A 25,423-nucleotide genomic window follows, 5' to 3' on the forward strand; every position below is an offset into this window, starting at 1 on the left:
TATGAGTGATTTACCTAGAATTCCGTTCGCGGATTATATCGATCAATTTGTTGACTGGTTAACATTAACCTTTGGTGGTTTCTTTGATGGCATCACAAATGGATTAGCTGGAACAGTAAATGGTATTGTAGCTGCACTTGGCGTCATTCCATCCATTATTTTAACGCTTATCTTTGCCGGAATTGCTTGGTGGATCAGTACAAGAGGAGTTGCTCTTTTCACACTTATTGGATTCTTACTGATCGACTATTTAGGCTATTGGCAGCCAATGCTTCAAACACTTGCGCTCGTTCTGACAGCTGTGGTCATTTCTATCGTGATCGGGGTTCCGATCGGTATTTGGGCATCACAGAAGGAAACGGTGCGTAAAATTGTCACACCTATTTTAGACTTAATGCAGACAATGCCTGCATTCGTTTATCTTTTACCAGCGATCTTCTTCTTTAACATCGGAGTAGTACCTGGCGTTGTGGCATCGGTTATTTTCTCAATGCCGCCAACGATCCGTATGACCATTCTCGGTATTAAACAAGTACCAGCGGATTTGATTGAAGCAACAGAGGCATTTGGTTCTACGACATTCCAGCGTTTGTTCAAAGTTCAGCTTCCACTTGCTACAAAAACCATCTTAGCTGGGATTAACCAAAGTATCATGCTTGCTCTATCCATGGTCGTCATTGCGGCAATGGTAGGTGCACCAGGACTTGGTTCGGAAGTATATAGTGCGGTAACACAGCTGAAAACAGGGATTGGTTTTGAAGCTGGTATTGCCATTGTTATCGTAGCGATTACACTGGATCGTATTACACAGAACATTAAAACGAAAAAAACCAGGGGGAATGCTTAATGTGGAAAAAGTCTCTCTACATTGGGATGACCGCCCTGCTTGTCTTTTTACTATCCGCTTGTGGTGCAAAGTCGGACTCAAATGCGAGTGCAGCACAGCAAGTGAATAAAACCATTATCGGTATTGATCCGGGTTCAGGTATTATGGCGCTGACGGATCAAGCGAAAAAGGACTACAGTTTAGAGGATTGGACGGTTGTGTCTGCCTCAAGTGCAGCGATGACAGCGACATTGAAAAAATCGTATGACCGTAAAAAACCGATTATCATCACTGGCTGGAATCCTCACTGGATGTTTTCCCGCTACGATTTAAAATATTTAGATGATCCGAAAAAATCATATGGTGAGGAAGAAGAAATTCACACCATTTCACGTAAAGGATTTGCGAAGGATCAGCCGGAAGCAGCCAAAATGCTCAGTCAATTTAAATGGTCTCAAGATGATATGGGCGAAGTGATGCTTGATATTCAGGATGGCGTCAAACCGACGGATGCTGCTGTTAAATATGTGAAAAAGCATAAAGATCAAGTAGCGAAATGGACAAAAGGCGTGAAAAAGTCAAACGGTGACAAAATCAATCTTGCCTACGTTGCGTGGGATAGTGAGATTGCAAGTACCAATGTGGCCGCAGAGGTATTGCGTGAACTTGGCTTTAAAGTGACCTTGACTCAGGTTGAAGCGGGCCCAATGTGGACTGCAATTGCAACCGGAAGTGCTGATGCATCATTATCTGCATGGCTTCCAAATACGCATAAAACGTATGCAGCGAAGTTTAAAGGAAAATATGATGACCTCGGTACAAGTATGAAGGGTCTTCGCATGGGTCTCGTTGTTCCGACTTATATGAAAAACGTCAACTCGATCGAAGATTTGAAAAAATAGCCAATTGTATAACAGTTCCCTTATAATAGAAGGGAGCATATGGAAAAAGCAGTCTGCTCAAAAAGCGACTGCTTTTTCTTATATATAAGGATGGTGGATGAGTTGTCGATGGTGGAAAAACCAATGATGATTTTCCTGCACGGTGGAGGCGTAAGCAGCTGGATGTGGCAGGAGCATATGGAAATATTCAAGGAAACGTATGAATGCTATACCCCTGATTTTATTGGTCACGGGACAAGAGCAAATGAAACGTCGTTTTCCATGCGAGAAAGTGCTTTTGAAATCATTTCATGGATAAAGGAGCATGCACATGGTCGTACAGTCATTCTAATTGGCTTCTCTCTAGGTGCACAGGTAGCCGTTGATGTGTTATCGAGAGAGCCAGACATCGCAGACATCGCCATTATCAATAGCGCCCTTGTGTTGCCATTACCATGGCTCTATTTGATGGTAAGGCCCATTTTACCTCTTACATATCCGTTATTAAAGAAAGATTGGTTCATCCAGCTGCAAGCAGAAAAGATGGGACTTCCAATCGATGTACTGGATCATTATGCAGCGGATTCCAAACAATTGCAGAAGAAGACGCTGCTTACGATGTTTCAAGAAAATCTTCATTACAAGCTCCCTGAGACGTTTCAACAAGCGAAGGCACGGATTCTTGTGACAGTGGGAGAAAAGGAAAAGGGCATTATGACTAGGTCAGCAGAAAAAATCACGAATGCACACCCGAATGCAGCTGGGGTCATCGTTCCTGACATTGGACATACGTTTACTTTTGAAAAGAAAGAACTTTTTGTCGACATGATCAAAAGCTTTATAGAAGCGCGTGCGTTACCAGCGGAATTAAAGGAAATAAGGAAGCTAGGCCATTTAGAAAGTGAAGATGAGCATAAAAGGGGCAGGCATGTATAAGACATTGTATGATATAGGTATAAAACGCTTACAGATGAATGGGTGTATGGATGGAAGATTGTAAGTGAGCCATGAAGGAGGAAGCATGAGTAAAAACTATATCATATTTGGTGCGAGTCAAGGATTAGGGGATGCCTTTGTAAAAGGTCTTCCTTCAAGTGGAGATACAGTATGGATTGTGTCACGAAGTGAACCAAGCAGTTTGAACATAGACGATGGGGTGCGTAGAATTTGGCTGAAGATCGATTTATCAAGCCAAACCCATATCCCTTTTATGCTCGAAGCATTGAAGGATCAGACAATTGATGTACTCATTTATAACGTAGGTTTATGGGAGAAACGCGGCTTTGAAGATGATTATTCTTTCGATCATGATCAACCGGTGGATATCGCTCATTTAATCAATGTGAACGTTACCTCAACGATTACCTACATCCAAGCTCTGCTTCCGCACGTAAGGACATCTGAGAATGGAAAGATCATCGTCATTGGTTCTACTGCGGGACTTGACCATACGAATTTGTCTCAGGTTTCTTTTGTTGCTTCTAAATTTGGGCTTCGTGGTATTGTGAACGCACTAAGAGAGCACGTAAGGAAAGATAAAATATCCGTTACCTGTATTAATCCAGGAGAGTTGGCGGCAGAAGTTCCGTACGAAGATGGCGCTGAAAAAGCCATTGCTCTTTATGATGAAACGAGAATACCTGTACAAGATATTGTCGAGCTGGCGAGATGTGTCATTCATCTATCCAGGGTGTCCTGTGTCAAAGAAATCAATGTCCCGGCAATGACAGATGTGAATGCGTAAAATAAAGGAGACCACCCGCTTAAAGAAAAGACGGGTGGTTGTTTTTTTATTTTACGATGAATGCTGCTGAAGTGTTTCGTATACAGCTTCCGTCAAAATCTCAATGCCGGTCAAAATCGCAGAGCGATCGAATGTCATATAAGGGTGATGAAGCCCAGGTTTTAAATCACAGCCTAAACCAAGCATCGTCGATTTCATATGAGGAAGCTTTGCTGCATAAAAATGAAAGTCCTCTCCGCCTGTCGTCACGATCGGTGGATCGAGCTGTTCTTTACCTAGCACTTGCTCTATAGCATGTGACATGATCTCCACAGCTTCTTCATTTAATGTCGCAGCTGGAAGACGATGATCAGTTGAAAGTGTGATAGAGGCGCCAAAAGCATCCGCTACAGAATGGCATGCTCTTTCAATTTCCTTTTCTAATTCATCCATCACTTCGTTTGTCTGTGCCCGAACGTCAAGTGTAAAAGAGGCCTTGCCAGGGATGATGTTGGAGCTGCCACCGCCTGCATTTAAATTGGTCATTTTCACAGAATGGGCGACTCGTGGATCGACATGGATATGTGCCAGTCTCTGCACAAGCGTAGATGCAACTTCGATGACGTTGACCCCAAGGTGCGGGCGTGCACCATGTGCCTCCTCCCCTAGAATGGTCCCGACGTAATGATTACTTGATCCGTGCAAAATGGCAGGAGCGCAGCGTCCGTTTAAGGTTTCTTGAATTGGGCGCACATGCACCCCGTATAAATAATCGACGTCAGCTAACACACCTTTTTCGATCATCTTTAAAGCGCCGCCTCCTCTTTCTTCGGCAGGCTGAAAAATGAATCGGATCGTGCCACTTGGAAGTTCTTTTTCTTTCAATGCCATTAATGTCCCAAGTGCCATCGTCATATGTGCATCGTGTCCGCATGAATGGTTGGCTTGAAATACGCCATCTACTTCCTGCCAAAGTGCGTCAATATCGGCTCTCACAGCAACCACTGGTGCGCCTTCCCCAATTTCACCGATTACCCCTGTACAGTCTTCAAATGTTCTCGTTTTACAGCCTAATTTCTTTAATAGAGCTTCAATATAAGCTGTCGTATTTGTCTCTTCCCAGCTGATTTCTGGATGGGCGTGCAGATGTTCAAAGATGTCTGTCACGGTTTGTTTCATCTCGTTTGTCAAAGTTGTCATGAGAAGCCTCCTTGCTGACAGATAATCTGCCAAAACATTCTTTTAGTGAAATAATATTGATCTTAAATATCATCAGTGTTTATAATATAACACATCATTTGATTATTCAGAAAATTAAGTGAAATTCCGATCGGGACAAAGGGGTTTTGACAGATGAAAACAGCGACAGTATCAGCACCTGAGAAACAAAAAAGAAAACTTCAGATGCCGGATGCATATGTACTCTTATTTATGATTGCTTTAATTTGTACGATCGCAACGTATTTTGTACCAGCCGGTGAATTTGATCGGAAAACGTCAGGAGAGATCACAACAGCTGTTCCTGGCAGTTATCACCGTATTGATCAATCACCAGTTAGTCCGGTTGGTTTTTTTACAGCGATTCAAGAAGGGATGGTTGGTTCATCCTCTATTATTTTTCTGATTCTTTTTACTGGCGGAACCATTGCGATTTTGGAAAAGACAGGTGCCATTAACGGGATGATTCACAATGTCATCAGCCGGTTCCAAACGAAACAGCTATTGTTTATTTGTATTGTTGGCGGATTGTTTTCTGTACTTGGGACGACCGGAATTGTGGTGAACTCAGTCATTGGCTTTATTCCTATTGGGATTATTGTGGCACGTTCTTTAAAGTGGGATGCAGTGGCGGGAGCGGCGGTTATTTACATTGGCTGTTATGCAGGTTTTAACGCAACCATTTTGTCTCCATCTCCATTAGGCTTATCACAAACGATTGCAGAACTGCCGATTTTTTCTGGTATTGGTCTGCGTGTCATCATTTATCTTTGTTTTCTCCTATCTAGTATTGTGTACATCTATTTATATACAAAACGCTTGAAAAATAAAGAAAAGGGGAGCCTGCTTGGTGACGAGTGGTTTCCAGCTAAAGGGCTAGGAGGAGCTGATGCGGAATCTGTGGACAAGCCTGAATTCACTGGCAGACATAAGCTGATTTTAGCGGTGTGCGGTTTGTCGCTTGGGGGTTTTTTATATGGTGCGCTTCAGCTTGGCTGGACCGATAAGGAAATGGCTGGTGTGTTCATTTTCATGGCAATTGCTGCTGGACTGCTTGGGGGATTAGCTGCCAATGATATTGCAAAAACGTTTATTGTCGGCTGTCAAAGCCTTGTATACGGCGCACTCATTGTCGGCATGGCACGCTGCATTTCAGTCATTTTGGAAAACGGCAAGCTGCTTGATACTGTGGTGAATGGGCTTGCGAGTATGCTGACAGGGTTTAGTCCAATCGCTGGTGCGATCGGCATGTATATCGCCAGTGCGCTCCTTCACTTTTTGATTTCATCAGGATCAGGAGAAGCGGTTGTTTTTATACCGATTCTTGCGCCGCTTGCTGATTTAATGGGTATCACGAGACAAGTAGCGGTAGAAGCAGTGATGCTCGGTGAAGGGGTGGTCAACTGCGTGAATCCGACTTCAGGTGTGTTGATGGCTGTCTTGGCTGCAAGTGGGATTCCATACGTGAAATGGCTGCGTTTTATGGTGCCGCTTGCGCTCATTTGGTTCGTCATCGGCCTTGTCTTTATTTGTATCGGTGTCATGATCAATTGGGGACCTTATTAAATAAGAGAGAAGCTGCCAAAGAGTGTTTGGCGGCTTTTTTCTTATGAGAAAATGTATGGGGACAGCGGTTTAAAACCACAATAAGAGTGTTCACAAAATGGCTACATTATTTTTTTGAGCAATCCCCTTGCAAAAGTTTGTGAAGTATTGCACAATAAGAATGTGAAATACTTCACATATGAAAAACAACCTAGTTTTACTCAGGAGGATGAGATAAATGACAAACGAAAAAGTAAACAAAGTAGCACTTATTGGAGCAGGTTTTGTCGGCAGCAGTTATGCCTTTACATTAATAAATCAAGCGATCACAGATGAATTGGTAGTCATCGATTTGAATCAAGACAAAGCAATGGGTGACGTCATGGATTTAAACCACGGGAAAGCATTCGCCCCGCATCCTGTGAATACTTGGTATGGAGATTATGAGGATTGTCAGGATGCTGACATTGTATGTATCTGCGCTGGTGCAAACCAAAAGCCAGGTGAAACGAGACTTGATCTTGTTGAGAAAAATTTAAATATATTTAAAGGCATTGTAGACAATGTGATGAAAAGCGGATTCGATGGTATTTTCTTAGTTGCTACGAACCCAGTTGATATTTTGACATATGCGACTTGGAAATTCAGCGGACTGCCAAAAGAACGAGTGATTGGTAGTGGAACAACGCTTGATACGGCAAGATTCAGATACATGCTTAGTGAGTACTTTGAAGCAGCGGCGCACAATGTGCATGCGTACATCATTGGAGAGCATGGGGATACAGAGCTTGCTGTTTGGAGCCATGCGAATATCGGAAGTGTACCGATCACAGAATTAATGAAGAGAAATGACCAATACAAACAAGAAGATTTAGACGACATCATGGAAAATGTTCGTCATGCCGCTTACCAAATCATTGAGAAAAAAGGCGCGACTTATTACGGCGTAGCGATGAGTTTAGCCCGTATTACTAGAGCCATTTTGCACAATGAAAACAGCATTTTGACTGTCAGCACTTATTTAGATGGAGAATACGGAGCAGAAGATGTCTACATTGGTGTACCTGCCCTTGTGAACCGAAATGGTGCAACAGAAATTATGGAGCTCGCACTGAACGATACAGAAAAAGAAAAATTCGCACACAGTGTGAATGTGTTAAAAGAAATTTTAGCTCCTCATTTTTAATCAATCAAAGGCAACCTATCTGAGCAGAAAAGGATGAATCACTATGTGGCAGCAAATATATGATCCGTTTGGTAATGAGTTCGTCAGTGCATTGGTGGCCATGCTTCCAATCTTGTTTTTCCTACTAGCATTAACTGTATTTAAGTTAAAAGGGGTATTAGCCGCTTGTTTTACCTTGATCGTCAGTTTTGTAACAGCTGTTTTCTTCTTTCATATGCCAATTGAAAAAGCATTATCTGCTGTGGTGCTCGGTGTATCTAATGGGCTGTGGCCGATTGGATATATCGTCATCATGGCCGTATGGCTCTATAAAATTGCTGTGAAGTCTGGAAAGTTTGATGTCATTCGTTCTAGTATTGCAGGAATTTCTCAAGATCAACGGTTACAGCTCTTATTAATTGGTTTTAGTTTTAACGCATTTTTAGAGGGAGCCGCTGGATTCGGTGTACCGATTGCGATTAGTGCCGCTCTTTTAACAGAGCTTGGGTTTAAACCACTGAAAGCCGCCATGCTCTGCTTGATTGCAAATGCTGCGTCTGGCGCTTTTGGTGCAGTAGGTATTCCAGTTATTACTGGAGCACAAATGGGAAATATGACGCCGCTTGAGCTGTCTCAAACCCTTGTGTACACCATTCCGTTTATTTCTTTCTGTATCCCGTTTCTGCTTATTCTCATTGTAGACGGCTTTAAAGGGATCAAAGAAACACTTCCAGCCTTGCTTGTTGTAAGTGGAAGCTATGCGATTATACAGGCTGTTACAATGGTCACGATGGGCCCTGAGCTTGCCAATATTATTTCAGCTTTAGTGAGTATGGGAATTTTGGCTTTATTTCTACGAAAATGGCAGCCGAAACATATTTATCGTGAAGAAGGGGCACCAGCCATTGAGAAGAAACAAACGTATAGCGGGGTTGAGGTGCTGAAAGCATGGTCTCCGTTTTATATTTTAACTGCCGTCATTACTGTATGGAGCCTACCAGCTTTTAAAGCATTATTTGCTGAAGGAGGACCGCTCAACTGGACAACCATTTTAGTGAAAATGCCGTTTCTGCATCAGCAAATTGTGAAATTACCACCTATTGCTCAAACAGAAACACCGATTGATGCGATCTTTAAAATTGATGTTATTAGTGCAACAGGTACCGCCATTCTAATTGCAGTGATGCTGACAGGATTGTTCAGCAGACATATTACATTAAAAGAAGGGGCTGCCTGCTTAAATGCAGCGGTCAAAGAGCTTTGGGTCCCTGTTCTTACGATTTGTTTTGTCATGGGCTTTGCCAACTTGGCGAACTTTGCAGGTCTAAGTTCTGCTATCGGACTAGCGCTTGCTAAAACAGGCGATTTATTCCCGCTTGTCAGCCCAGTGCTTGGCTGGATCGGCGTGTTTATTACGGGATCTGTTGTGAGTAACAATGCCTTATTCGGTAACCTTCAAGCAGTCACCGCTTCTCAAATCGGCTCTCAGGCAGGTTTGTTAATCGGGGCAAATACGACCGGTGGTGTGATGGCGAAATTAATTTCTCCACAATCCATTGCCATTGCAACAGCAGCTGTTGGAGAAACAGGTAAAGAATCTGAGCTCTTCCAAAAAACAGTGAAGTACAGCTTCATATTGCTCGGCATCGTATGTATATGGACATTTATTCTTGCTCAATTTATATAGGTTGATCGATTGATTGAAAAATGGAAGACTGAGAGATTTCTCAGTCTTTTTTTTATGTGGATTCTCGTGTGACTAGCCGAGTAGGTAGCTGAATATGTTCACGTTGTAATGGTTTTTGATCTTGGAGCAGCTGAATCATTTGTTTTACAGACTGCTGGCCAAGCTCGACGATGGGGATGTCAATGGTCGTGATCGTTGGAGCTGTCACCTCGCAAATGTCTTGATTGTCATAACCGATCACCGCTAAATCCTTAGGAATGTGATATCCATATGAAATGGCTTGTTTAATGAGGCCTGCTGCCACTTGATCATTGCCGGTGAAAATCGCATCCGGCGCATCCGGCATCCGTTGGATTAAGTCCATTAAACGAAAGCCGTCCTCAATGGTAAAAGCCTCGCCAAACAGCCAATCTTCTTTAAGCGACAAACCGTGATCAGAAAGCGCATCAAGATAGCCTTGCTTTCTTTGTTTTTGCGCTTCACTGCTTTCTGTATCAAAACAAAATCCAATGGATGTACGCCCTGATTGAATCAAGTAGTCAACCGCTTTATAAGCAGCTTCCCGCTCATCATATCCGATAATCGGAATGTCTGCTGTTTGATGAAATTCATTTGCCATGACGATCGGGCCGTTTGCTAAAAATGGCTCGATTGTTTCCCACTTATTTTCTAACGCCCCCAATATGACACCATCTACTTCTTTTCTTTTTAATAATTGAAGCCCTTCAAGTTCTGCTGATTCTTGATAAAACGTCTGGAGCACGATGGCTTTATACCCTTGATCCAGTGCTTCCTTTGAAATGCCTTTAATCAATTGTGCAAAAAAAGGATGGTCCACAGCTGGAACAGACACAGCAATGGTTTTGGTCTGATGTGACCGAAGGGTGCGGGCTGCTGAGCTTGGTGTATACTCCATTTCCTTCATCACCTGTAAAATGTGCTGGCGCTTTTCTTCTGATACATATGGATGGTTGTTCAGCACCCGAGAAACAGTGGTCGTTGAAACCCCGCAGCGTTTGGCAATTTCATAAATTGTACACATATTAACAAATCCTTTACACAAAGTTATTGTTCTGAAATCGATAACATCATTTACAATGTGAAACAAGTTAAATATTAACAAATGGAATTGATTAATTGGAGGGAATGGAATGCAAATATTGACGAAGATATCAGGTAAAAGCAAGGATTATCTACCGTTGCTGGATATGATCAATCAAGGTGTTCAAGTAAAGGCTGATTCAGTTGAAAAGAATCTAGCGAATGATAAGCTTGCTGCGTTCCTTGAGCAAGATATTGCGCGTACAGGTTTGGAAAAAATTCTCTTCCATTATAAACAAAATAAGGAAAAAAAGATACCGTTCCTACCGGTCGATAAACTGATTTCAGAGGATGAGATCGATGATATTATGCAGGTGCTGAAAGAAGTATTAAGTTCAGGCCGTTTTACATCAGGCCCTTATATTCCAAAGTTTGAAAAGACGCTCGCAGCATACTTAGGGAAAAAATATGTCATTGCCACATCAAGTGGAACAGATGCCTTGATGATCAGTTTAATATCAGCAGGCGTCCATCCTGGAGATGAGGTCATCCTGCCTGCCAACAGCTTTGCTGCAACAGAAAATGCAGTGCTTGCGATTGGTGCGGTTCCAGTCTATGCCGATATTGATCCAGACACCTACTGCCTAGCGCCGAATGAAATAGAAAAGCATATCACAGATAAGACAGTATGTATTCTCCCGGTTCATTTGTATGGAAAGCAAGCGGATATGAAGGCCATTTCGACGATTGCGAAACGGCATGGTCTATCGATCATTGAGGATGGCTGTCAGGCGATTGGCAGCAGCGAGCTTGGGGCATTTGGGGATGGACTTGTTCTCAGCTTTAATCCTTACAAAAACCTTGGAGTTTGCGGAAAGGCAGGAGCCATCGCGACAAATGATGAAGCCCTAGCAGAAAAATGCATGGAAATCAGCTATCACGGTTTTGAACCAGGAAAGAAAAACGTGAAGCGCAGTGACTATGGCTTTAATTCTAAGATTGATAACTTACAGGCCGCAATCGGGCTAGAACGAATGAAATATTTAGGTTTGCAAAACTTTAAACGCTTTTACTTGGCAAAGAGATACATAGATCAGCTGCAAACGCTGGAAGATGAAGGCTATATAAAGCTTCCGAAGCTGACAGAGGATCATGTATGGCATCTATTCCCGATCAGAGTGGTGAAGGGAAGCCGAGATGAGCTGGCAGAGAAATTACTGGAAATGGGCATAGAAACAGACGTCTATTACCCAATTTTATCGCATCAGCATCAAACGAATCTTGTTTCTCAAAAGTATAAACAAACGGCACTTCCACATACGGAAAAAGCCGTACAGCAATTACTCCACTTACCGCTTTACCCAGGTATGCCGCTGCAAGATCAGGAGAAAGTCATCGAGGGGGTCCATCATGTTATCAAATCTTCCATTCACTAAAAAGCTTTTGCATCAACCGCAACATCCGCAGTGGATCGTCTTCTGTGATTTCGATGAGACCTATTATTCTCACGGAATGACCGAGGAGCAGAGAGAGGATGTAAAACGGCTGGAAGATTTTGTGGCAGAAAAGAGCGAAGCCGGACAGCTCATGCTGGGCTGGGTGACGGGAAGCAGCCTCGATTCTGTTACGAGCAAAATGGAGAAAGGCGGTTTCTATCAATTCCCGCATTTCATTGCGTCGAATTTAGGAACTGAGATCGTGTATACATCAGATGGGAAATTTGGACAGCCGGATGCAGAATGGATGAAACGGCTTGATGCACAGGGCTTTTCAGACGAAAAAATTGAAGATATTCTGCAAGCCGTACGTGAAAAGGGGATCACCCTTAGGCCGCAAACGCAGCTAGGCAGCTCTGGGTATAAAAAGAATTTCTATTATCAGGAGCAGGATGAACGAACAGATCTTCATCATCTATCATTCATCCAAACACTTGCGAAGGAGCGAGGAGTGGCGGTGAACATCAACAAATGCAACCCACTTGCGGGTGACCCTGCGGATTGCTATGACGTTGATTTTTTACCAGTGGGAACAGGAAAGGATGAAATCGTTCGGTTTATGCTGAATCAATATAACCTGTCAAAAGATAAGGGCTTTGCTTTTGGTGATAGTGGGAATGATCTGCGGATGCTTCAATCCGTCACGCACGGCTTTCTTGTCCAAAATGCAACAGCCGAAGCCAAACGGCACCATCATCAAATTTGTCATCATGGGTATGCAAAAGGAATCTATGAAACATTGAAAACAGTGATGTATAAACATGAGGAGGCACATTCATGAAGAAAATTGGAATTGTTGGAGCAGGGAATATTGCAAAAGCACATGCTAGAGCATTATCAACGATCAAAGGTGCAGAATTATCTGGGGTCTATGACTTGCACGAATCCGTCGCACAAGGATTTATTAAACAGTACGGCGGACGGGTGTATGCCAGTATCGAAACACTAGCGGATGCATCAGATGGATTGATCATTGCTTCCCCTAACTTCTGTCACAAGGACCATGCCCTTCAGGCGCTTAGAGCAGGACAGCCGATTTTATGTGAAAAACCGATGGCTGTATCGTTAAAAGAAGCGAAGGAAATGGTGGAGACAGCCAAACAGTTCCAGGTTCAAGCCAGTATGGGCTTTAACTATCGCTATTTATCCTTTGTGAATATTTTGAAGAACTTGATCGCCAATGGTGAATTAGGACGCGTTTTGACAGTACGGACACATTTTAAGAAAAATAGTGCCCTTAGAAGAAAGACATTTTCGTGGAGAGACAGCGGCGAAAGTCTGCGTACAAGCGGTGCATTAGGAGATTTAGGGATTCATTTGATTGATATGCTGTGGTACTTATTTGGCAGTGAAATGAAAAAAGAATCCCTTAATACGAAGATGCTGACTCATGTAAAGGAAAAGGAAGAGAAAAAGGTACAGGTCGATGACCATACCGAAATTTTTGGGCAAATGGAGAATCAAGTGTTCTTTCATTTGGTGACGTCCAAAAGTACGCAGCCGGAGGAATGTGGATTTAGTGTAGAAGTGGTGGGGCATGACAAGGTTTTTAAATACCATACAAACATGAAAAACGAATATGAGATCAGTGATGGCTTGTGTGTAGAGCGTCATCAAATGCCGCAAACATTGCTGACAGATCCACCAAATGAATTTTATGGATGGTCTGATACATTCCGTGATCAGCTGATGCATTGGGTAAATACAAACTCATATCCATCTCATATGAAGGTAGCTGATTTTGAAGATGGTTATCGCGCGCAGGCTGCGCTGAATACGTGCTTCGAGAGGGAAGAGGCTGTCGTCTCTGCCCGCGCATATTAATGAAGAGGTGGAGCGGAGGATATCATGACTCCGCTCCTTTTTAGAGGAAGTGAAAAGATGAAAAAGGTGTTTTATTTTGGCTGTATCTTTTATTTTTTTATTGGGACCATTCATGTGTTTTTTGGCAGTTTAACGCCTTATTTGTTGTCTAGTTATGATAAGGGTCCTGGGGAATTATCTTCTTTAATCTTCTTTCAGTTTATTGGCTTTTTGACAGGCGTTCTTTTGTCGCCAATTCTTGTGAGGAAAAAAGGCTACGGCGCTGTTCTGACGATGGGATTGCTGCTGATGATCGGAGCGCTCCTTCTTGGCCTTTTGGTACCAGGTTGGACGATTCTTGTGGTGGCAGGTTTTTTCCTTGGGAGCGGTGCTGGCAGTCTTGAGACAACGGCCGGGGCGTATGTCATTTCAATGGCAAACAGTGCAAAGCGAATCAGCATCATGGAGGTCTTTTTTGGATTAGGTGCATTATTATTTCCTCTATTGATTCTGCTGACTGTGACAGAGGAAACGTGGCATTATGTGTTTTTATTTCAAGTCGGTGCACTGACTTTTTTCCTTATGCTGTGGCTTACTTTTATGAATAAACTCCCTCGTGGGCAGATGGCGGCTCCTATTCAAGACATGAAGAAACCGTCCTTGCTGTTTGATCGAGGGAATCGAATGATTGTGGTGCTGATGATCTGTTTTGCGTTTTTCTACGCAGGAATTGAAACGAACTTTGCGAACTTTTTACCGTCGATCATGCTAGAAAAAGGGGGAGACAACTGGGGTCTTTTTGCGGTCTCTACTTTTTGGACAGCGATCGTCATTGGCAGAACTGTCATTGCGAGAAAAGCCGATCAGCTGCATCCGCTGCGTTTTTTAAAGTTAAGCGCAGCGCTGATGATTGTGCTGCTCGCCGTATTTGCTCTAGCCACCCACATCGCCGCGCAGCTGATTCTTATCTTTTTCATCGGTCTGTGCGCAGCTGGCATGTTCCCCATTGCCTTGACGGCTTCTGCATTAATGATTGAAAATGCCATCGACGAGGCCACAAGTTATTTTATTGCCGCCGCTAGTTTAGGTGGAGCTTGTTTGTCCTTTTTGATTGGGTTTAGCCTTGAGTGGGCAGGTGCGGCAAGCGCCGTCTTTGTTTTCGCCTTTTTAGCTGTTCTCCTTTTTGCGGCTGCCATTCAAATGAATCGATCTCGGAAAAAAGAAACCATACCCACACAGCCGCCGGCGATGAAAGCCGATCGATAAGCAGCTGATCTGGTGGCTCCTCCTTTTGTATAGCTTATCTTCAGAAAAGGTGACGAAGGACTTGTACTAAAACAACGAAAGCGTGAATAACATGTACAAGTCAGCATCAAAAGGAGGACGTCTATGTGGCGGTGTTTTTTGGTTATATCTTTTTAGGGTTGTCACTTTCAGCGCCTGTTGGGCCAGTCAATGCAGCCCAAATCGACAGAGGGATTAAAAGTGGATTTTGGCACGCTTGGATTTTTGGTGTGGGGGCTATGGCTGCGGATATTGTCTATATGATCCTCATCTATTTTGGTGTCGCCCAGCTTTTGACTGCACCTCTTGTGAAAACCTTTTTGTGGCTGTTCGGCTTTTTCGTTCTGACCTATACCGGTATTGAAAGCCTTCGTAAAATCAATTTGCATGAAAGCCCAAAGAAGGACGGAGGAAACACGTCGATCGGACATTCGTTCATGACGGGATTTTTCATTTCCCTTTCCAATCCGCTTAGTATATTATTTTGGCTTGGGATCTATGGCAGTATTTTAGCCAATACGATTGAAAAGTACGGGGCATCTCAAATGCTGATGTACAGCATCGCTATTTTCATCGGCATGCTCTTATGGGATTTCTGTATGGCGCTGCTCGCCAGTACGTTTAGACGATATTTAAATGAACGGATTTTGCACGGCTTATCCGTTCTGGCAGGTTTCTCTTTACTCGGCTTCGGTGCTTACTTTGGATATCAAGGGATCATGGCGCTCATTGGATAGAATGGTTGATAAGAAAAAGGGCTAAAATCTAAATCATTTTAGCCCTTTTTCATATTTGACAATAATAGGACACTCTTCAATAATGATGGAAGATACATAAAATTGAAGGAGTTTTTGCCATGCGTATGTTCCTGCCAGCATTCAACTATGTGTGTATGCTGATTTTGTCTGTGATCACAGCGACATTCGTTTATACCATGTTGTTTGCCCCACCTGAATCCAGATTCAGTTATGTGGAGGTCACCAGTCTTTTTATTTTGATCGCTTATGTCCTATTTGCTGCACCTATCCAAATGGTTTTACACCGTCATCCTGAGAAGTTTCGACGCCGTGATTTATTGGTTTATTTTATCGGGGCGTGGGTGGTTTGTTCGGCGCTTGCTTTATGGATTGATTATGGTGTTGTCGTCTTTATTAGCTACAAAGTTTATCTATTTAGCTTTTGCGCGGCCTTTATTTATTGGCTGCTTGATTCAGTCTTTTTAAAGAAGAAGAATCAATCATAAAGGTTTTTCCCGTTTTTTCTCCTGAAAATGAACGTGTATGACCTTCGAGAATCCGCTTGATACAAAAGCAAGAGCCGTCATCAGAAGGACCCAGTATAGATTGCTAAGGTCAAATCCAGTATAAACGAAGATGAAAATCATCGAGATCACGGACGTTAATATGAGGACAGGCCATATCCGTTTAAATAGCAGATAACCAACAAATCCCCAAAGGAAAGCCATCACTGGTAGTGTAAATAAGATCAGATACATCGGATGGAGAAAAAGAAGACGCATGTCATTCACCCATTTCTTTTATGATGACCGACTCTATTAGATAGAGGCGGCTAAATGATGATATGCAGAAGCATACTCATACATGATTAGATAAATGGAAGTGAATTCCTGCTTCATCCGGCAAATCAACCACCCTGTGAATGTCCAGTGAAAGTCGTTGAAGGACAGTCACCACAGCTTTTTCCTCCTCATAGGCTATGGAGAAGACGCTAAAACGAGGTGGAAAAAAATGGCCCAGCTGTATGCAAAAAGTTGCCTTGATCAAAATCTACGATCACTAGATGAATGGAAGCAGGATGCTTTCACACAGTTTGGAGAAATGGTCGGTGATGAGGCAGATACATTTCCGTGTGTACCAGGCAGACAAGGATTTTTTCTCGATCATTTGCGTTATGGGTTTGTCGGTGATCCGCGGGGAGAAGAGGCCGTGAATGAATTAGCAGAGCTTTTAAGGGAATACCAAAGCTGCTCTAGGGAAACCGGTCAATATGCTTCGTTCATTTGCTTTTTTGAAACACCGCAGGATATGAAGGAGTATTCGCTCGAAGAGTATGAGGAGCAGTTTTGGTCGGTTGTTCAGCAATTACATCAAAAGGATGAAATGAAATGGCCAGAGGAAATTCCATCAGATCCTGAAAATCATGAATGGGAGTTTTGTTTTCATGGGGAGCCTTATTTTATTTTATGCGCGACACCAGCGCATAAGCTAAGAAAAAGCCGTCATTTTCCTTATGTGATGTGGGCCTTTCAACCAAGGTGGGTGTTTGAAAAGATGAACGGTTCCACCACATTTGGTCAAAAAATGAGTAAACTCGTTCGGAAGAGGCTGAAGGCGTATGATCAAGTTGATGTACATCCAGCATTAAAATGGTATGGGGATCAGAAAAATTTAGAATGGAAACAATATTTTCTCTCAGATGATGAGGCGGAGAAACCAGCCTCCGCCAAATGTCCATTTACTGCTTTAAAAAACATGATGAAATTATGATGCGGCCTGATCCTGTTTCCACTTTTTTCTCATAAAGAGTACCATGATGCCAATTACAGCAATGATTCCAAGGCTAATAAAAAAGCCAGGTCGTCCGCTTGCCTCTGTCAGAGTGCCTGAAACAGCTGCACCAATTAAGATCAGGGCAAGAACCATTTCGCACGTTTGGCGAGTGGATGGCTTTGACAGCTTTTTGCTTGAAAGCAGAATAAACACCCATGTGTACAAAAGAGTTAAACCGGCTGCTGTTGTGAGATGCTCGTAAATGTGTTTGGACAAAAAGAGTGCCAGCAAAATCGAGACAATCAACCCTGCAGCAGTTAAAAGAATTGAAGACCATCTGACATGAGATGGTTCTTTTTGTTTAAAACAAGCAGGTGCATCCTGATGCTCCGACATCGTGCCAAGCAGCGTCGTGACCGCATAGAGGGAGGCAACCAATGTGGAAAACCCGGCAATAATGAAAATGCCATTAAAGATATGAAGAAAAATGGATAAATGAAATGGCTCCAGTGATGTAATAAATGGACTGCTATTCTCGTTAAAGGCTGTCACTGGAACAAGCAAAAGCGCAAGTCCGATGGAGACGATATAAATGACAGCAAGAATGATCAGCATCACACGTCCAGATTTTGCGGCGTCCTTCGGGTCTTTTAAATGAACCGCCATCAGCCCCATGACTTCAATCCCCCCGAAAGCATAAAACGCATAAATTAGCCCATTCCATAGACCGAGCGGACCGAGCGGCATCCATTCGTGGTCTTTATTTGGCAGGTGTAGGGTGGGCCTATGCTCTGTGAGAATGCCGCATAAAACAAGAACCGCAAGGACGACAAACAATAGGATCGCCCCGGTCTTCAGCACGGCAAGGACATTTTCCGTCTTTTGAAAAGAAGAAAGCCCAATGATAATCACAAGCAGGGCAAGAGCGGAATAAATCGCTGAAAACACCCATAGTGGAATGGATGGAAACCAGTGACGAGTAAAAAGAGAAATCGCCGTCAGCTGACTCCCTGTGATGAGCATTTCTGAAAACCAATACACCCAGCCATTACTAAAACCCGCCCAGCGCCCATAGGCTTTTCGGGCATAGGAACAAAATGATCCCTTATCTGGGTTTTCGGCTGTCATCGCAGCCAGGTGTTTAAAGACGAGATATGTGCCGACTGCCGCAAGCAAAAATGAAATGCAGACGGAATAACCGGACTTTGTAATGGCGATGCTGGAACCAAGGAAGAAACCAGTGCCGATTGTACAGCCGACTCCGATAAGAGAAAGCTGCCACCAAGATAAAGATTGTTCTTCTTTCAATGCATGTGCAACACCTTTCTGATTCAATAGCATTAGCTTGTGACCGCCTCTTTTTTTTATACATGATCAAGAGGACGTTTTGGGCATACTGTCAACATGGAAAGGAGTGCATGTGATGAACGGAGAATACGTGATTTTACCAAAGGATGGGCTTGGTTTTCGGTTAGGAAAAGGACAATGTATGCGAGTGGTTGATGTCGAAGGGCAGCAAGTAGCAGATGTGATGGCCTATCATGAAAAGGATTTTTATGAAAAATTTGATCAAGGCGCTACAATGGACAGCCTGTTCTCTTCCAAGGTGAAAAAGGGAGATCAGCTTTATTCTAATTTATATAAACCAATGTTTACGGTCATTGAAGATACAGTCGAATGTCATGATTTATATATGCCTGCGTGCCGGCAAGAAATGTATCAACTCTTATATGGGCGTACGCACCTAGAGGTCATGCATACATGCTACGATAATCTCAGGACGGCCTTTGAGCCATTCGGGATTCCAAAAGAGGATATGTATTATCCTTTTAATGTCTTTATGAATACAGTCATTGATGATAAAGGAAAGTTGTCTGTCGAGCTGCCAAAATCGCTCTCCGGTGATTACATCCGCCTGCGTGCAGAAATGGACCTCATTGTCGCGGTGTCTGCATGTCCTGCCGACATTGGAAAATGCAATGGCTCAAGCTGTACATCCATCCGAGTGGAGATCGATTGAAAAGGAGAGACCAGTCAAAGCGGCTAGGTCTATTTCGTTTGTGAATGTTTGATCATTTATGAAAAAGGGGAACGTCTAAAAAATATCTTTCTTCAAAACATGATATAATAAAGTGGCTAAAATCGTAGGTAAATCAATTGAAATGGAAGTAAAACCTGTTCTCTTCATGTAGAGGATGCTTAGGAGGAAAAGTGTATGAGTTTGCAGAAAAAAATCAGCCAAGAGTTGCATGTGCAGCCCTCAATTGACCCAAAGCAGGAGATCGAAAAACGGGTTGGATTTCTAAAGGCGTACTTGAAAAAGACCGGTGCAAAAGGATTCGTTCTCGGTATAAGCGGCGGACAGGATTCAACGCTTGCTGGCCGTCTCGCTCAGCTTGCTGTAAGTGAGCTTCGTCAAGAAGGAAAAGAGGATGCTGTCTTTATTGCGGTCCGTCTTCCTCATGGCACGCAGCAGGATGAAGACGATGCGCAGCTGGCTCTATCATTTATTCAGCCGGACAAGTCTTGGAAATATGACATCGCACCTGCCGTGACGGCATTCAGTGAACAATACCAAAAGGAAACAGGCGGTGCGCTGTCTGATTTTAATAAAGGGAACGTCAAAGCACGCATGAGAATGATCGCACAGTATGCCGTCGGTGGACAGGAAGGCTTACTTGTCATTGGAACGGATCATGCAGCTGAAGCTGTGACGGGCTTTTTCACGAAGTATGGGGATGGCGGTGCAGATGTCCTTCCGCTCACAGGTTTAACGAAACGCCAAGGACGGTTGTTGCTTGAGACCCTTCAGGCGCCGGAGCGATTATACTTAAAGAAACCGACAGCCGATCTGCTGGATGATAAGCCTCAGCAAACGGATGAAACAGAACTTGGTATTACGTACAATGAAATTGATGATTACTTAGAAGGAAAACCAGTTTCAGATCAAGCAGCAGAAGCGATTGAAAAACGCTATGTTCAATCAGAACATAAACGTCAAGTACCAGCTTCTATGTTTGATGACTGGTGGAAATAAAATAAGTGACCTCTCCAGAAGATGGAGGGGTCTTTTTATGTCAAATTTCAGCTGAATTTGACAGAATGAATCGAAAATGGTTCATTAATTAGTAGAACGATCTACATAAGTCTGTTTGACTAAATAAAGGATAAATTGAAGAATAAGTGGTGAAATAATTAGTTCGATTCACTTAATTTCTCATCAAAAGACAGTATTTTCAGAAAAAATGATTGACGATAAAAACGAATGCGCTTACAATGAAAACACATTCCAAAAAGTGAAATTGAATTCCACTAGACGGAATTAAAGGAGTCGTTCATCTCCAAATAAGAGGCTAAAGGAATGATTCACACGATGAAAAATCGAAGTGCACTGGAAATATACAAAGAAGGAGGCGCTTGGTGGGAGACTGAGATTAGTCATATTCAAAAAAATTCAATTGAACTTCGGGGCTATCCAATTGAAGAGCTTATTGGTCAATTATCGTATCCACAAATGCTTTATTTACTGCTTGTTGGTGAATTACTAGATGATTCGAAGGCAGCTCTTTTTGAAAGTGTTCTGGTCGCAGGTGCGGATCATGGGCCAAGGGCACCGTCTATTGCAGCGGCAAGAATGGCGGTTACATGCGGCATTTCGTTTAATTCCTCTGTTGCAACAGGGGTGAATCTATTAGGTGATATTCATGGCGGAGCCGGAGAAAAGGCGATGCGTATGTTATACGAAGCCAAAGCGGTTTATGATGCACAAAAAGATATGAAGTCTGCTGCAAAGCAAGTATGTCAGACGTGGTTAGCTCGCAAGGAAAAAATTCCAGGAATCGGTCATCAGCTGCATGATGATGATCCGAGAGTGAGACGGCTGTATGAGCTGAGTCAAACATATGTGCAACAAGGTGATATCAGCGGAACGTACTTACGGTTAGCTGAGGCGATTAGACATGAACTAGAACAATTAAAAGGGAAAAAAATCACGATGAACATAGATGGTGTATCTGCTGCGATCCAATGTGAATTAAACATTCCAGCTGAAGCGGCAAAAGGCATCTTTTCCTTATCCAGAGGAATGGGCATCGTGGCGCATGCATATGAAGAGCTGACAAAAGGTGCCCTAGTGAAAGGCCCTTGTCCGAATGAAGAAAGACTGGTTCGTTATGCGGGGGTCGGGACGCGTCACTTGAAGGAGGGTGAGAAAATTTGAGTGAATTGAAAGCGTTGTCATATATAAACGGCGAATGGCTGGATGCAAACCATGGCAAAGAAGATATCATCAATCCATACTCTGGGGAAAGCATCGGTACATCCTATCTTGCCTCCTCAGAAGATATTGAACAAGCGCTTTCTATTGCGCAGCAAGCTAAAAAACAAATAGCGGCAATATCAGCATTAGAACGCTCAACGCTTCTAACAAAGGCAGCCGCCTTATTGGAAGAACAAAAAGAGCATTTTGCAAAACTCATTTCTTTAGAATTAGGAAAACCGCTTAAAAATACAAGAGATGAAGTCTCACGATCAATTGAAACGCTGGCGCAGTCAGCCGAAGAAGCCAATCGACTAATCGGTGAGACTATTCCTGGCAATGTATCTTCCCGTGGACAGAGAGCAATGGCGATGACATTTAAAGTGCCGGTTGGGGTTGTGCTGGCGATTACGCCTTTTAATGCGCCTCTCAACTTAATTTGTCACAAAATCGGTCCAGCTTTTGCGGCAGGGAATGCGATTATTTTAAAACCAGCACCGCAAACATCAGCTGTTGCCACAGCGTTTGTTAAGCTCCTGCTTGAAGCAGGGTTTCCTGAAAAGAGCCTGCAGCTTGTGATTGGAGGAGTAGACGCCGGCAGACAGTTAGTCACTGATGAAAGAACCAATCTTGTTTCTTTTACTGGCGGTGCGGTGGGCGGAGAACATATTTCAAACTCGGCTGGATTAAAAAAGGTACTGCTGGAACTCGGAGGAAATGGAGCGACGATTGTTCATCATGATGCAGATATCGAGCAAGCCGCCTCTCTTTGCGCTAAAACGGGCTTTAGCAACTCTGGTCAAAGCTGTATTTCTGTTCAAAGAATTTATGTTCACAAGCAAATTTTGTCGACATTTACTGAGACACTTAAACAAAAAGTAGAACAGCTCGTCGTTGGAGATCCGCTGTCTAGTGAAAGTGATATCGGCTGTATGGTTGATGTACAAGCAGCAAAACGTGTGGAGGCATGGATACAAGAGGCAGAGAAAATGGGTGCCGAGCTTCTATCTGGAGGACAACGAAATGGCGCAAGCATCACACCGGCTATTTTGCTAAACCCTCCAAAACAAGCCAAGGTTGTCTGTGAAGAAGTGTTCGGTCCAGTTGTCAGTGTCCTTCCATATGAGGAGCTGGATGAGGCAATCAAAGAAGCAAACGATAGTCGATACGGTCTGCAGGCAGGCGTCTTTACGAATCAGCTAGATGTTGCGTTACACGCAGCAAAAGAGCTTGAAACTGGCGGCGTAGTCATCAATGGGACATCGAATTTCAGACTAGATCACTGGCCATATGGCGGGATTAAACGAAGCGGTATTGGAAGGGAAGGCCCGCGTTTCGCCATCGAGGAGATGACCGAAACCAAAATGGTTGTGCTGCCAAATGGGCTATAAAGGGGGCAGATGGATGTGAATGTCTTTCAGCAAAAGGTAAAGAGTGCGCAGACAGGCGGTCAGCCGATGATTTGTACGCCGCTCATTGGACAAACAAAGGAAGAATTGTTTCTTGAAGTTGAGGTGTTAGCTGAGAAGAAGCCTGATGTGATAGAGTGGCGAGCGGATTTTTTCAATCACCTCAATGACAAGGAACAAGTCATCACCACCCTGAAAGGGATGATTGAAAAGGCAGATAACATCCCATTTTTATTCACCATTCGTTCTGAAAAAGAGGGCGGCGAACGCTTTTCACTCTCAGAGGATGAAAAGGTTTCCCTGCTAGTCGAGCTTTGTGCCACTCAGCTTGTGGCTGCCGTTGATTTTGAATTAATGCATGATGTCTCGCATATCCAGCAAGTCAGTCAGGCGGCTAAGAGAAACGGGGTCATCTTGATTGTGTCGTACCACGATTTCCAGCGTACCCCGGAGGCAGATCGGCTTGTGGAGCTATTCACCAATGCAGAATCGGTTGGCGCCGATATCGCAAAGATCGCCGTCATGCCGCATTCCTATGAGGATACACTGACACTGCTCTCTGCGACAGGCAAGGCGAAAAAGCATCTGTCCATCCCCGTTATTTCGATGGCGATGGGGGAATATGGTGCCTTCACAAGAATGGTAGGTGGACTCTTTGGGTCTGTCATGACCTTTGCTGTAGGGAAAGAAAGCTCGGCACCTGGACAAGTTGCGATACAGGATTTGAATGCCGTTCTATCGATTGTGTTTTCAAAGAATCAGTGAGTAGCAGATTCATAGCTGCACCGTGAGAGGAGAGAAACATGAAGAAGAATATATCTACACAGGTCATTCAGTATTTAGAAAATCGAGGAGTTGAGCATATCTTCGGTCTGTGCGGTCATACGAATATTGCTTTTTTATCAGCCCTAGAAAAAAGCCGTATTCAATTTGTGAATGTCAGACATGAACAGATAGCGGCGCATGCAGCAGATGGTTATGCACGAGCGAAAAAACAGACGGCTGTTGTGCTCAGTCACTTAGGTCCTGGACTCACCAATGCGGCAACAGGCGTAGCGAATGCCGCACTCGATTCCATTCCAATGGTTGTCATTGCAGGAGATGTTCCAAGTCATTACTACGGAAAGCACCCACACCAAGAAATCAATCTTCATTCCGATGCTTCTCAATACGAAATTTATCGCCCATTTGTGAAAAGAGCATGGCGAGTCGACATTCCAGAATTATTTCCAGAAATTTTATCAAAAGCGTTTCAGTTAGCTGAAAGCGGCCGCCCTGGGCCAGTACTGATTTCAGTTCCGATGGATGTGTTCTCAAAAGACTTAGATGTGTCGTTATTTGAACAAATCGCTCATCATACACACACCGTTGAAAAACCATCTATTGATGATCAAACAGCGAATCGGATATTAGATCGATTGCTGCAGGCAGACAAACCACTCTTATATGTAGGGGGAGGCATTTTACTAGCCGATGCAGCAGAAGAGTTAAAGGCATTTTCTGACCATTTGAGTATCCCTGTTGCCCATTCTTTGATGGGGAAAGGGGCGATGCCGGATGATCATCCAATGACCCTTGGCATGACAGGGTTTTGGGGGACGAAATTTATCAATGATCAGTGTAAAGCAGCGGACTATATATTGGCTTTAGGCACCCGTTTTGCTGAAGCAGATGCGAGTTCGTGGGAATCGGAGTATACGTTCAATTTCCAATCAACCAAGCTCATTCATATTGACATTGATCCGAATGAAATTGGCCGGAACTATCCTGTTGAAATTGGAGCGGTAGCAGATCTCAAGCAGGCGCTGACTGTACTTAATCGTGTGGCGAAAGAAAGGCTGCCAGAAGGTCTGGATCGCCCTCAATTGAAAAAGGACATTGCGGCATATCGTGAGGAATTTCAGAAGAGCAATTTGACGAATATTCAAGACGAGTCTTTCCCAATGAAACCACAGCGTATTTTGCAGGAAGTGCGAGAAGTATTGCCGCCGGATGCTTTCATTACAACCGATGTTGGCTGGAATAAAAATGGGGTCGGACAGCAATTTCCTGTATACACGCCAGGAACTATTTTAACCCCAGGTGGTTTTGCGACGATGGGATTTGGCGCTCCCGCTGCACTTGGAGCAAAGATTGCCCAGCCTGACCGTGTCGTTGTATCACTTGTTGGGGACGGCGGATTCGGTCAAAATCCATCTGTTCTCGCAACAGCCATGGAAGAAAACATTCCTGTCGTGTGGATTGTGATGAACAATAGTGCGTTTGGGACGATCGCCGGCTTGCAAATGGCACACTATGAAACGACATACGGCACTGTTTTTAGAAAAGATGGAGAAAGCTATTCGCCTGATTTTGCAGCCATTGCGAGAGGTTATGGGATGAAGGGAATCAAAATTACGGCGGCTTCTGAATTCAAAGAAGCTTTGGCTGAAGCAATCGCTTCTCAGGAGCCATGTGTCATTGATGTAGCGATGAAAAATGATCCAGTGCCTACTGATGGACATTGGAACATTAATGATATTTATTCACCAAATACAAAACGCTCACATGTCAGTGTGAACTAAACATTACTAGGGA

At 43.5% G+C, this 25,423-nt stretch carries 24 protein-coding genes; 20 read left to right on the top strand and 4 right to left on the bottom strand.

Features of this window, described 5'->3' with window-relative positions:
• The first annotated feature begins 1 nt into the window (after position 1).
• The 4 genes from opuAB to MHH31_RS01715 all read left to right on the top strand — a co-directional run bounded on the left by opuAB (position 2) and on the right by MHH31_RS01715 (position 3,451).
• Positions 2-847 carry a glycine/proline betaine ABC transporter permease subunit OpuAB gene (opuAB, locus tag MHH31_RS01700; RefSeq protein WP_029575460.1) on the top strand — a complete coding sequence of 282 codons (846 nt, stop codon included), beginning with the start codon at positions 2-4 and terminating at the stop codon, positions 845-847.
• A complete protein-coding gene (locus MHH31_RS01705; RefSeq protein WP_159160202.1) occupies positions 847-1,728 on the top strand; it encodes a glycine betaine ABC transporter substrate-binding protein in 882 nt (293 codons plus the stop codon). Before opuAB ends, MHH31_RS01705 begins: the two co-directional genes overlap by 1 nt.
• A gap of 39 nt (positions 1,729-1,767) precedes the next feature.
• The gene (locus MHH31_RS01710; protein ID WP_342495183.1) at positions 1,768-2,643 is read left to right on the top strand and encodes an alpha/beta hydrolase; all 876 of its coding nucleotides are present in this window, start codon (positions 1,768-1,770) and stop codon (positions 2,641-2,643) included.
• A gap of 85 nt (positions 2,644-2,728) precedes the next feature.
• A complete protein-coding gene (locus MHH31_RS01715) occupies positions 2,729-3,451 on the top strand; it encodes an SDR family oxidoreductase (RefSeq protein WP_342495184.1) in 723 nt (240 codons plus the stop codon).
• 51 nt (positions 3,452-3,502) lie between these two features.
• Here the strand turns inward: MHH31_RS01715 and MHH31_RS01720 are convergent, their stop codons facing one another.
• Complete coding sequence (locus tag MHH31_RS01720) at positions 3,503-4,630, bottom strand: M20 peptidase aminoacylase family protein (RefSeq protein ID WP_342495185.1); 1,128 nt, start codon at positions 4,628-4,630, stop codon at positions 3,503-3,505.
• Positions 4,631-4,783: 153 nt separating this feature from the next.
• On the opposite strand from MHH31_RS01720, the gene MHH31_RS01725 reads away from it, so the two are divergent.
• The 3 genes from MHH31_RS01725 to MHH31_RS01735 all read left to right on the top strand — a co-directional run bounded on the left by MHH31_RS01725 (position 4,784) and on the right by MHH31_RS01735 (position 9,045).
• The gene (locus MHH31_RS01725; protein WP_007498311.1) at positions 4,784-6,214 is read left to right on the top strand and encodes a YfcC family protein; all 1,431 of its coding nucleotides are present in this window, start codon (positions 4,784-4,786) and stop codon (positions 6,212-6,214) included.
• A 217-nt stretch (positions 6,215-6,431) separates the two neighbouring features.
• On the top strand, positions 6,432-7,379 hold the full coding sequence (locus tag MHH31_RS01730) for an L-lactate dehydrogenase (RefSeq protein WP_025206699.1): 948 nt from the start codon (positions 6,432-6,434) through the stop codon (positions 7,377-7,379).
• 43 nt (positions 7,380-7,422) lie between these two features.
• Positions 7,423-9,045 carry an L-lactate permease gene (locus MHH31_RS01735; RefSeq protein WP_342495186.1) on the top strand — a complete coding sequence of 541 codons (1,623 nt, stop codon included), beginning with the start codon at positions 7,423-7,425 and terminating at the stop codon, positions 9,043-9,045.
• A 52-nt stretch (positions 9,046-9,097) separates the two neighbouring features.
• On the opposite strand, the gene MHH31_RS01740 is transcribed toward MHH31_RS01735, so the two are convergent.
• A complete protein-coding gene (locus tag MHH31_RS01740; protein ID WP_342495187.1) occupies positions 9,098-10,087 on the bottom strand; it encodes a LacI family DNA-binding transcriptional regulator in 990 nt (329 codons plus the stop codon).
• A gap of 109 nt (positions 10,088-10,196) precedes the next feature.
• Here MHH31_RS01740 and MHH31_RS01745 point away from each other — a divergent pair, with 109 nt between their 5' ends.
• The 6 genes from MHH31_RS01745 to MHH31_RS01770 all read left to right on the top strand — a co-directional run bounded on the left by MHH31_RS01745 (position 10,197) and on the right by MHH31_RS01770 (position 15,912).
• Positions 10,197-11,522: a DegT/DnrJ/EryC1/StrS family aminotransferase gene (locus tag MHH31_RS01745; RefSeq protein ID WP_342495188.1), complete on the top strand. Its 1,326-nt coding sequence runs from the start codon at positions 10,197-10,199 to the stop codon at positions 11,520-11,522.
• A complete protein-coding gene (locus MHH31_RS01750) occupies positions 11,497-12,363 on the top strand; it encodes an HAD-IIB family hydrolase (RefSeq protein WP_342495189.1) in 867 nt (288 codons plus the stop codon). The genes MHH31_RS01745 and MHH31_RS01750 overlap by 26 nt, the downstream gene beginning before the upstream one ends.
• Positions 12,360-13,406 (top strand): Gfo/Idh/MocA family oxidoreductase, encoded by a 1,047-nt coding sequence (locus tag MHH31_RS01755; RefSeq protein WP_007498302.1) that lies wholly within the window; start codon positions 12,360-12,362, stop codon positions 13,404-13,406. The genes MHH31_RS01750 and MHH31_RS01755 overlap by 4 nt, the downstream gene beginning before the upstream one ends.
• Positions 13,407-13,463: 57 nt before the next feature.
• Entirely contained in the window at positions 13,464-14,651 is a 1,188-nt protein-coding gene (locus MHH31_RS01760) for an MFS transporter (RefSeq protein ID WP_255816843.1), read from the top strand.
• Between the two features lie 125 nt (positions 14,652-14,776).
• The gene (locus MHH31_RS01765; RefSeq protein WP_342495190.1) at positions 14,777-15,406 is read left to right on the top strand and encodes a LysE family translocator; all 630 of its coding nucleotides are present in this window, start codon (positions 14,777-14,779) and stop codon (positions 15,404-15,406) included.
• Positions 15,407-15,525: 119 nt separating this feature from the next.
• Positions 15,526-15,912: a UPF0715 family protein gene (locus MHH31_RS01770; RefSeq protein WP_050826910.1), complete on the top strand. Its 387-nt coding sequence runs from the start codon at positions 15,526-15,528 to the stop codon at positions 15,910-15,912.
• On the opposite strand, the gene MHH31_RS01775 is transcribed toward MHH31_RS01770, so the two are convergent.
• Positions 15,907-16,188: a DUF2651 family protein gene (locus MHH31_RS01775; protein ID WP_008342109.1), complete on the bottom strand. Its 282-nt coding sequence runs from the start codon at positions 16,186-16,188 to the stop codon at positions 15,907-15,909. The genes MHH31_RS01770 and MHH31_RS01775 overlap by 6 nt on opposite strands.
• Positions 16,189-16,417: 229 nt before the next feature.
• Here MHH31_RS01775 and MHH31_RS01780 point away from each other — a divergent pair, with 229 nt between their 5' ends.
• On the top strand, positions 16,418-17,176 hold the full coding sequence (locus tag MHH31_RS01780; RefSeq protein WP_008342108.1) for a YqcI/YcgG family protein: 759 nt from the start codon (positions 16,418-16,420) through the stop codon (positions 17,174-17,176).
• On the opposite strand, the gene MHH31_RS01785 is transcribed toward MHH31_RS01780, so the two are convergent.
• Positions 17,171-18,520 carry an amino acid permease gene (locus MHH31_RS01785; protein ID WP_007498290.1) on the bottom strand — a complete coding sequence of 450 codons (1,350 nt, stop codon included), beginning with the start codon at positions 18,518-18,520 and terminating at the stop codon, positions 17,171-17,173. The two genes, MHH31_RS01780 and MHH31_RS01785, sit on opposite strands and share 6 nt — an antisense overlap.
• A gap of 82 nt (positions 18,521-18,602) precedes the next feature.
• On the opposite strand from MHH31_RS01785, the gene MHH31_RS01790 reads away from it, so the two are divergent.
• The 6 genes from MHH31_RS01790 to MHH31_RS01815 all read left to right on the top strand — a co-directional run bounded on the left by MHH31_RS01790 (position 18,603) and on the right by MHH31_RS01815 (position 25,410).
• A complete protein-coding gene (locus MHH31_RS01790) occupies positions 18,603-19,199 on the top strand; it encodes an urea carboxylase-associated family protein (RefSeq protein WP_008342104.1) in 597 nt (198 codons plus the stop codon).
• A 195-nt stretch (positions 19,200-19,394) separates the two neighbouring features.
• On the top strand, positions 19,395-20,216 hold the full coding sequence (gene nadE, locus MHH31_RS01795) for an ammonia-dependent NAD(+) synthetase (protein WP_007498287.1): 822 nt from the start codon (positions 19,395-19,397) through the stop codon (positions 20,214-20,216).
• A gap of 324 nt (positions 20,217-20,540) precedes the next feature.
• The gene (locus MHH31_RS01800) at positions 20,541-21,398 is read left to right on the top strand and encodes a citryl-CoA lyase (RefSeq protein WP_272511972.1); all 858 of its coding nucleotides are present in this window, start codon (positions 20,541-20,543) and stop codon (positions 21,396-21,398) included.
• Positions 21,395-22,828, top strand: a complete 1,434-nt coding sequence (locus MHH31_RS01805; protein ID WP_079920449.1) for an aldehyde dehydrogenase family protein — start codon at positions 21,395-21,397, stop codon at positions 22,826-22,828. The genes MHH31_RS01800 and MHH31_RS01805 overlap by 4 nt, the downstream gene beginning before the upstream one ends.
• A gap of 9 nt (positions 22,829-22,837) precedes the next feature.
• Positions 22,838-23,611 carry a type I 3-dehydroquinate dehydratase gene (gene aroD / locus MHH31_RS01810; RefSeq protein WP_342495191.1) on the top strand — a complete coding sequence of 258 codons (774 nt, stop codon included), beginning with the start codon at positions 22,838-22,840 and terminating at the stop codon, positions 23,609-23,611.
• 38 nt (positions 23,612-23,649) lie between these two features.
• A complete protein-coding gene (locus MHH31_RS01815) occupies positions 23,650-25,410 on the top strand; it encodes a thiamine pyrophosphate-binding protein (protein ID WP_074041713.1) in 1,761 nt (586 codons plus the stop codon).
• Positions 25,411-25,423: the final 13 nt, after the last annotated feature.

The sequence above is a fragment of the Bacillus sp. FSL K6-1033 genome (genome assembly GCF_038630765.1).
GTDB classification, from domain to species: domain Bacteria; phylum Bacillota; class Bacilli; order Bacillales; family Bacillaceae; genus Bacillus; species Bacillus altitudinis.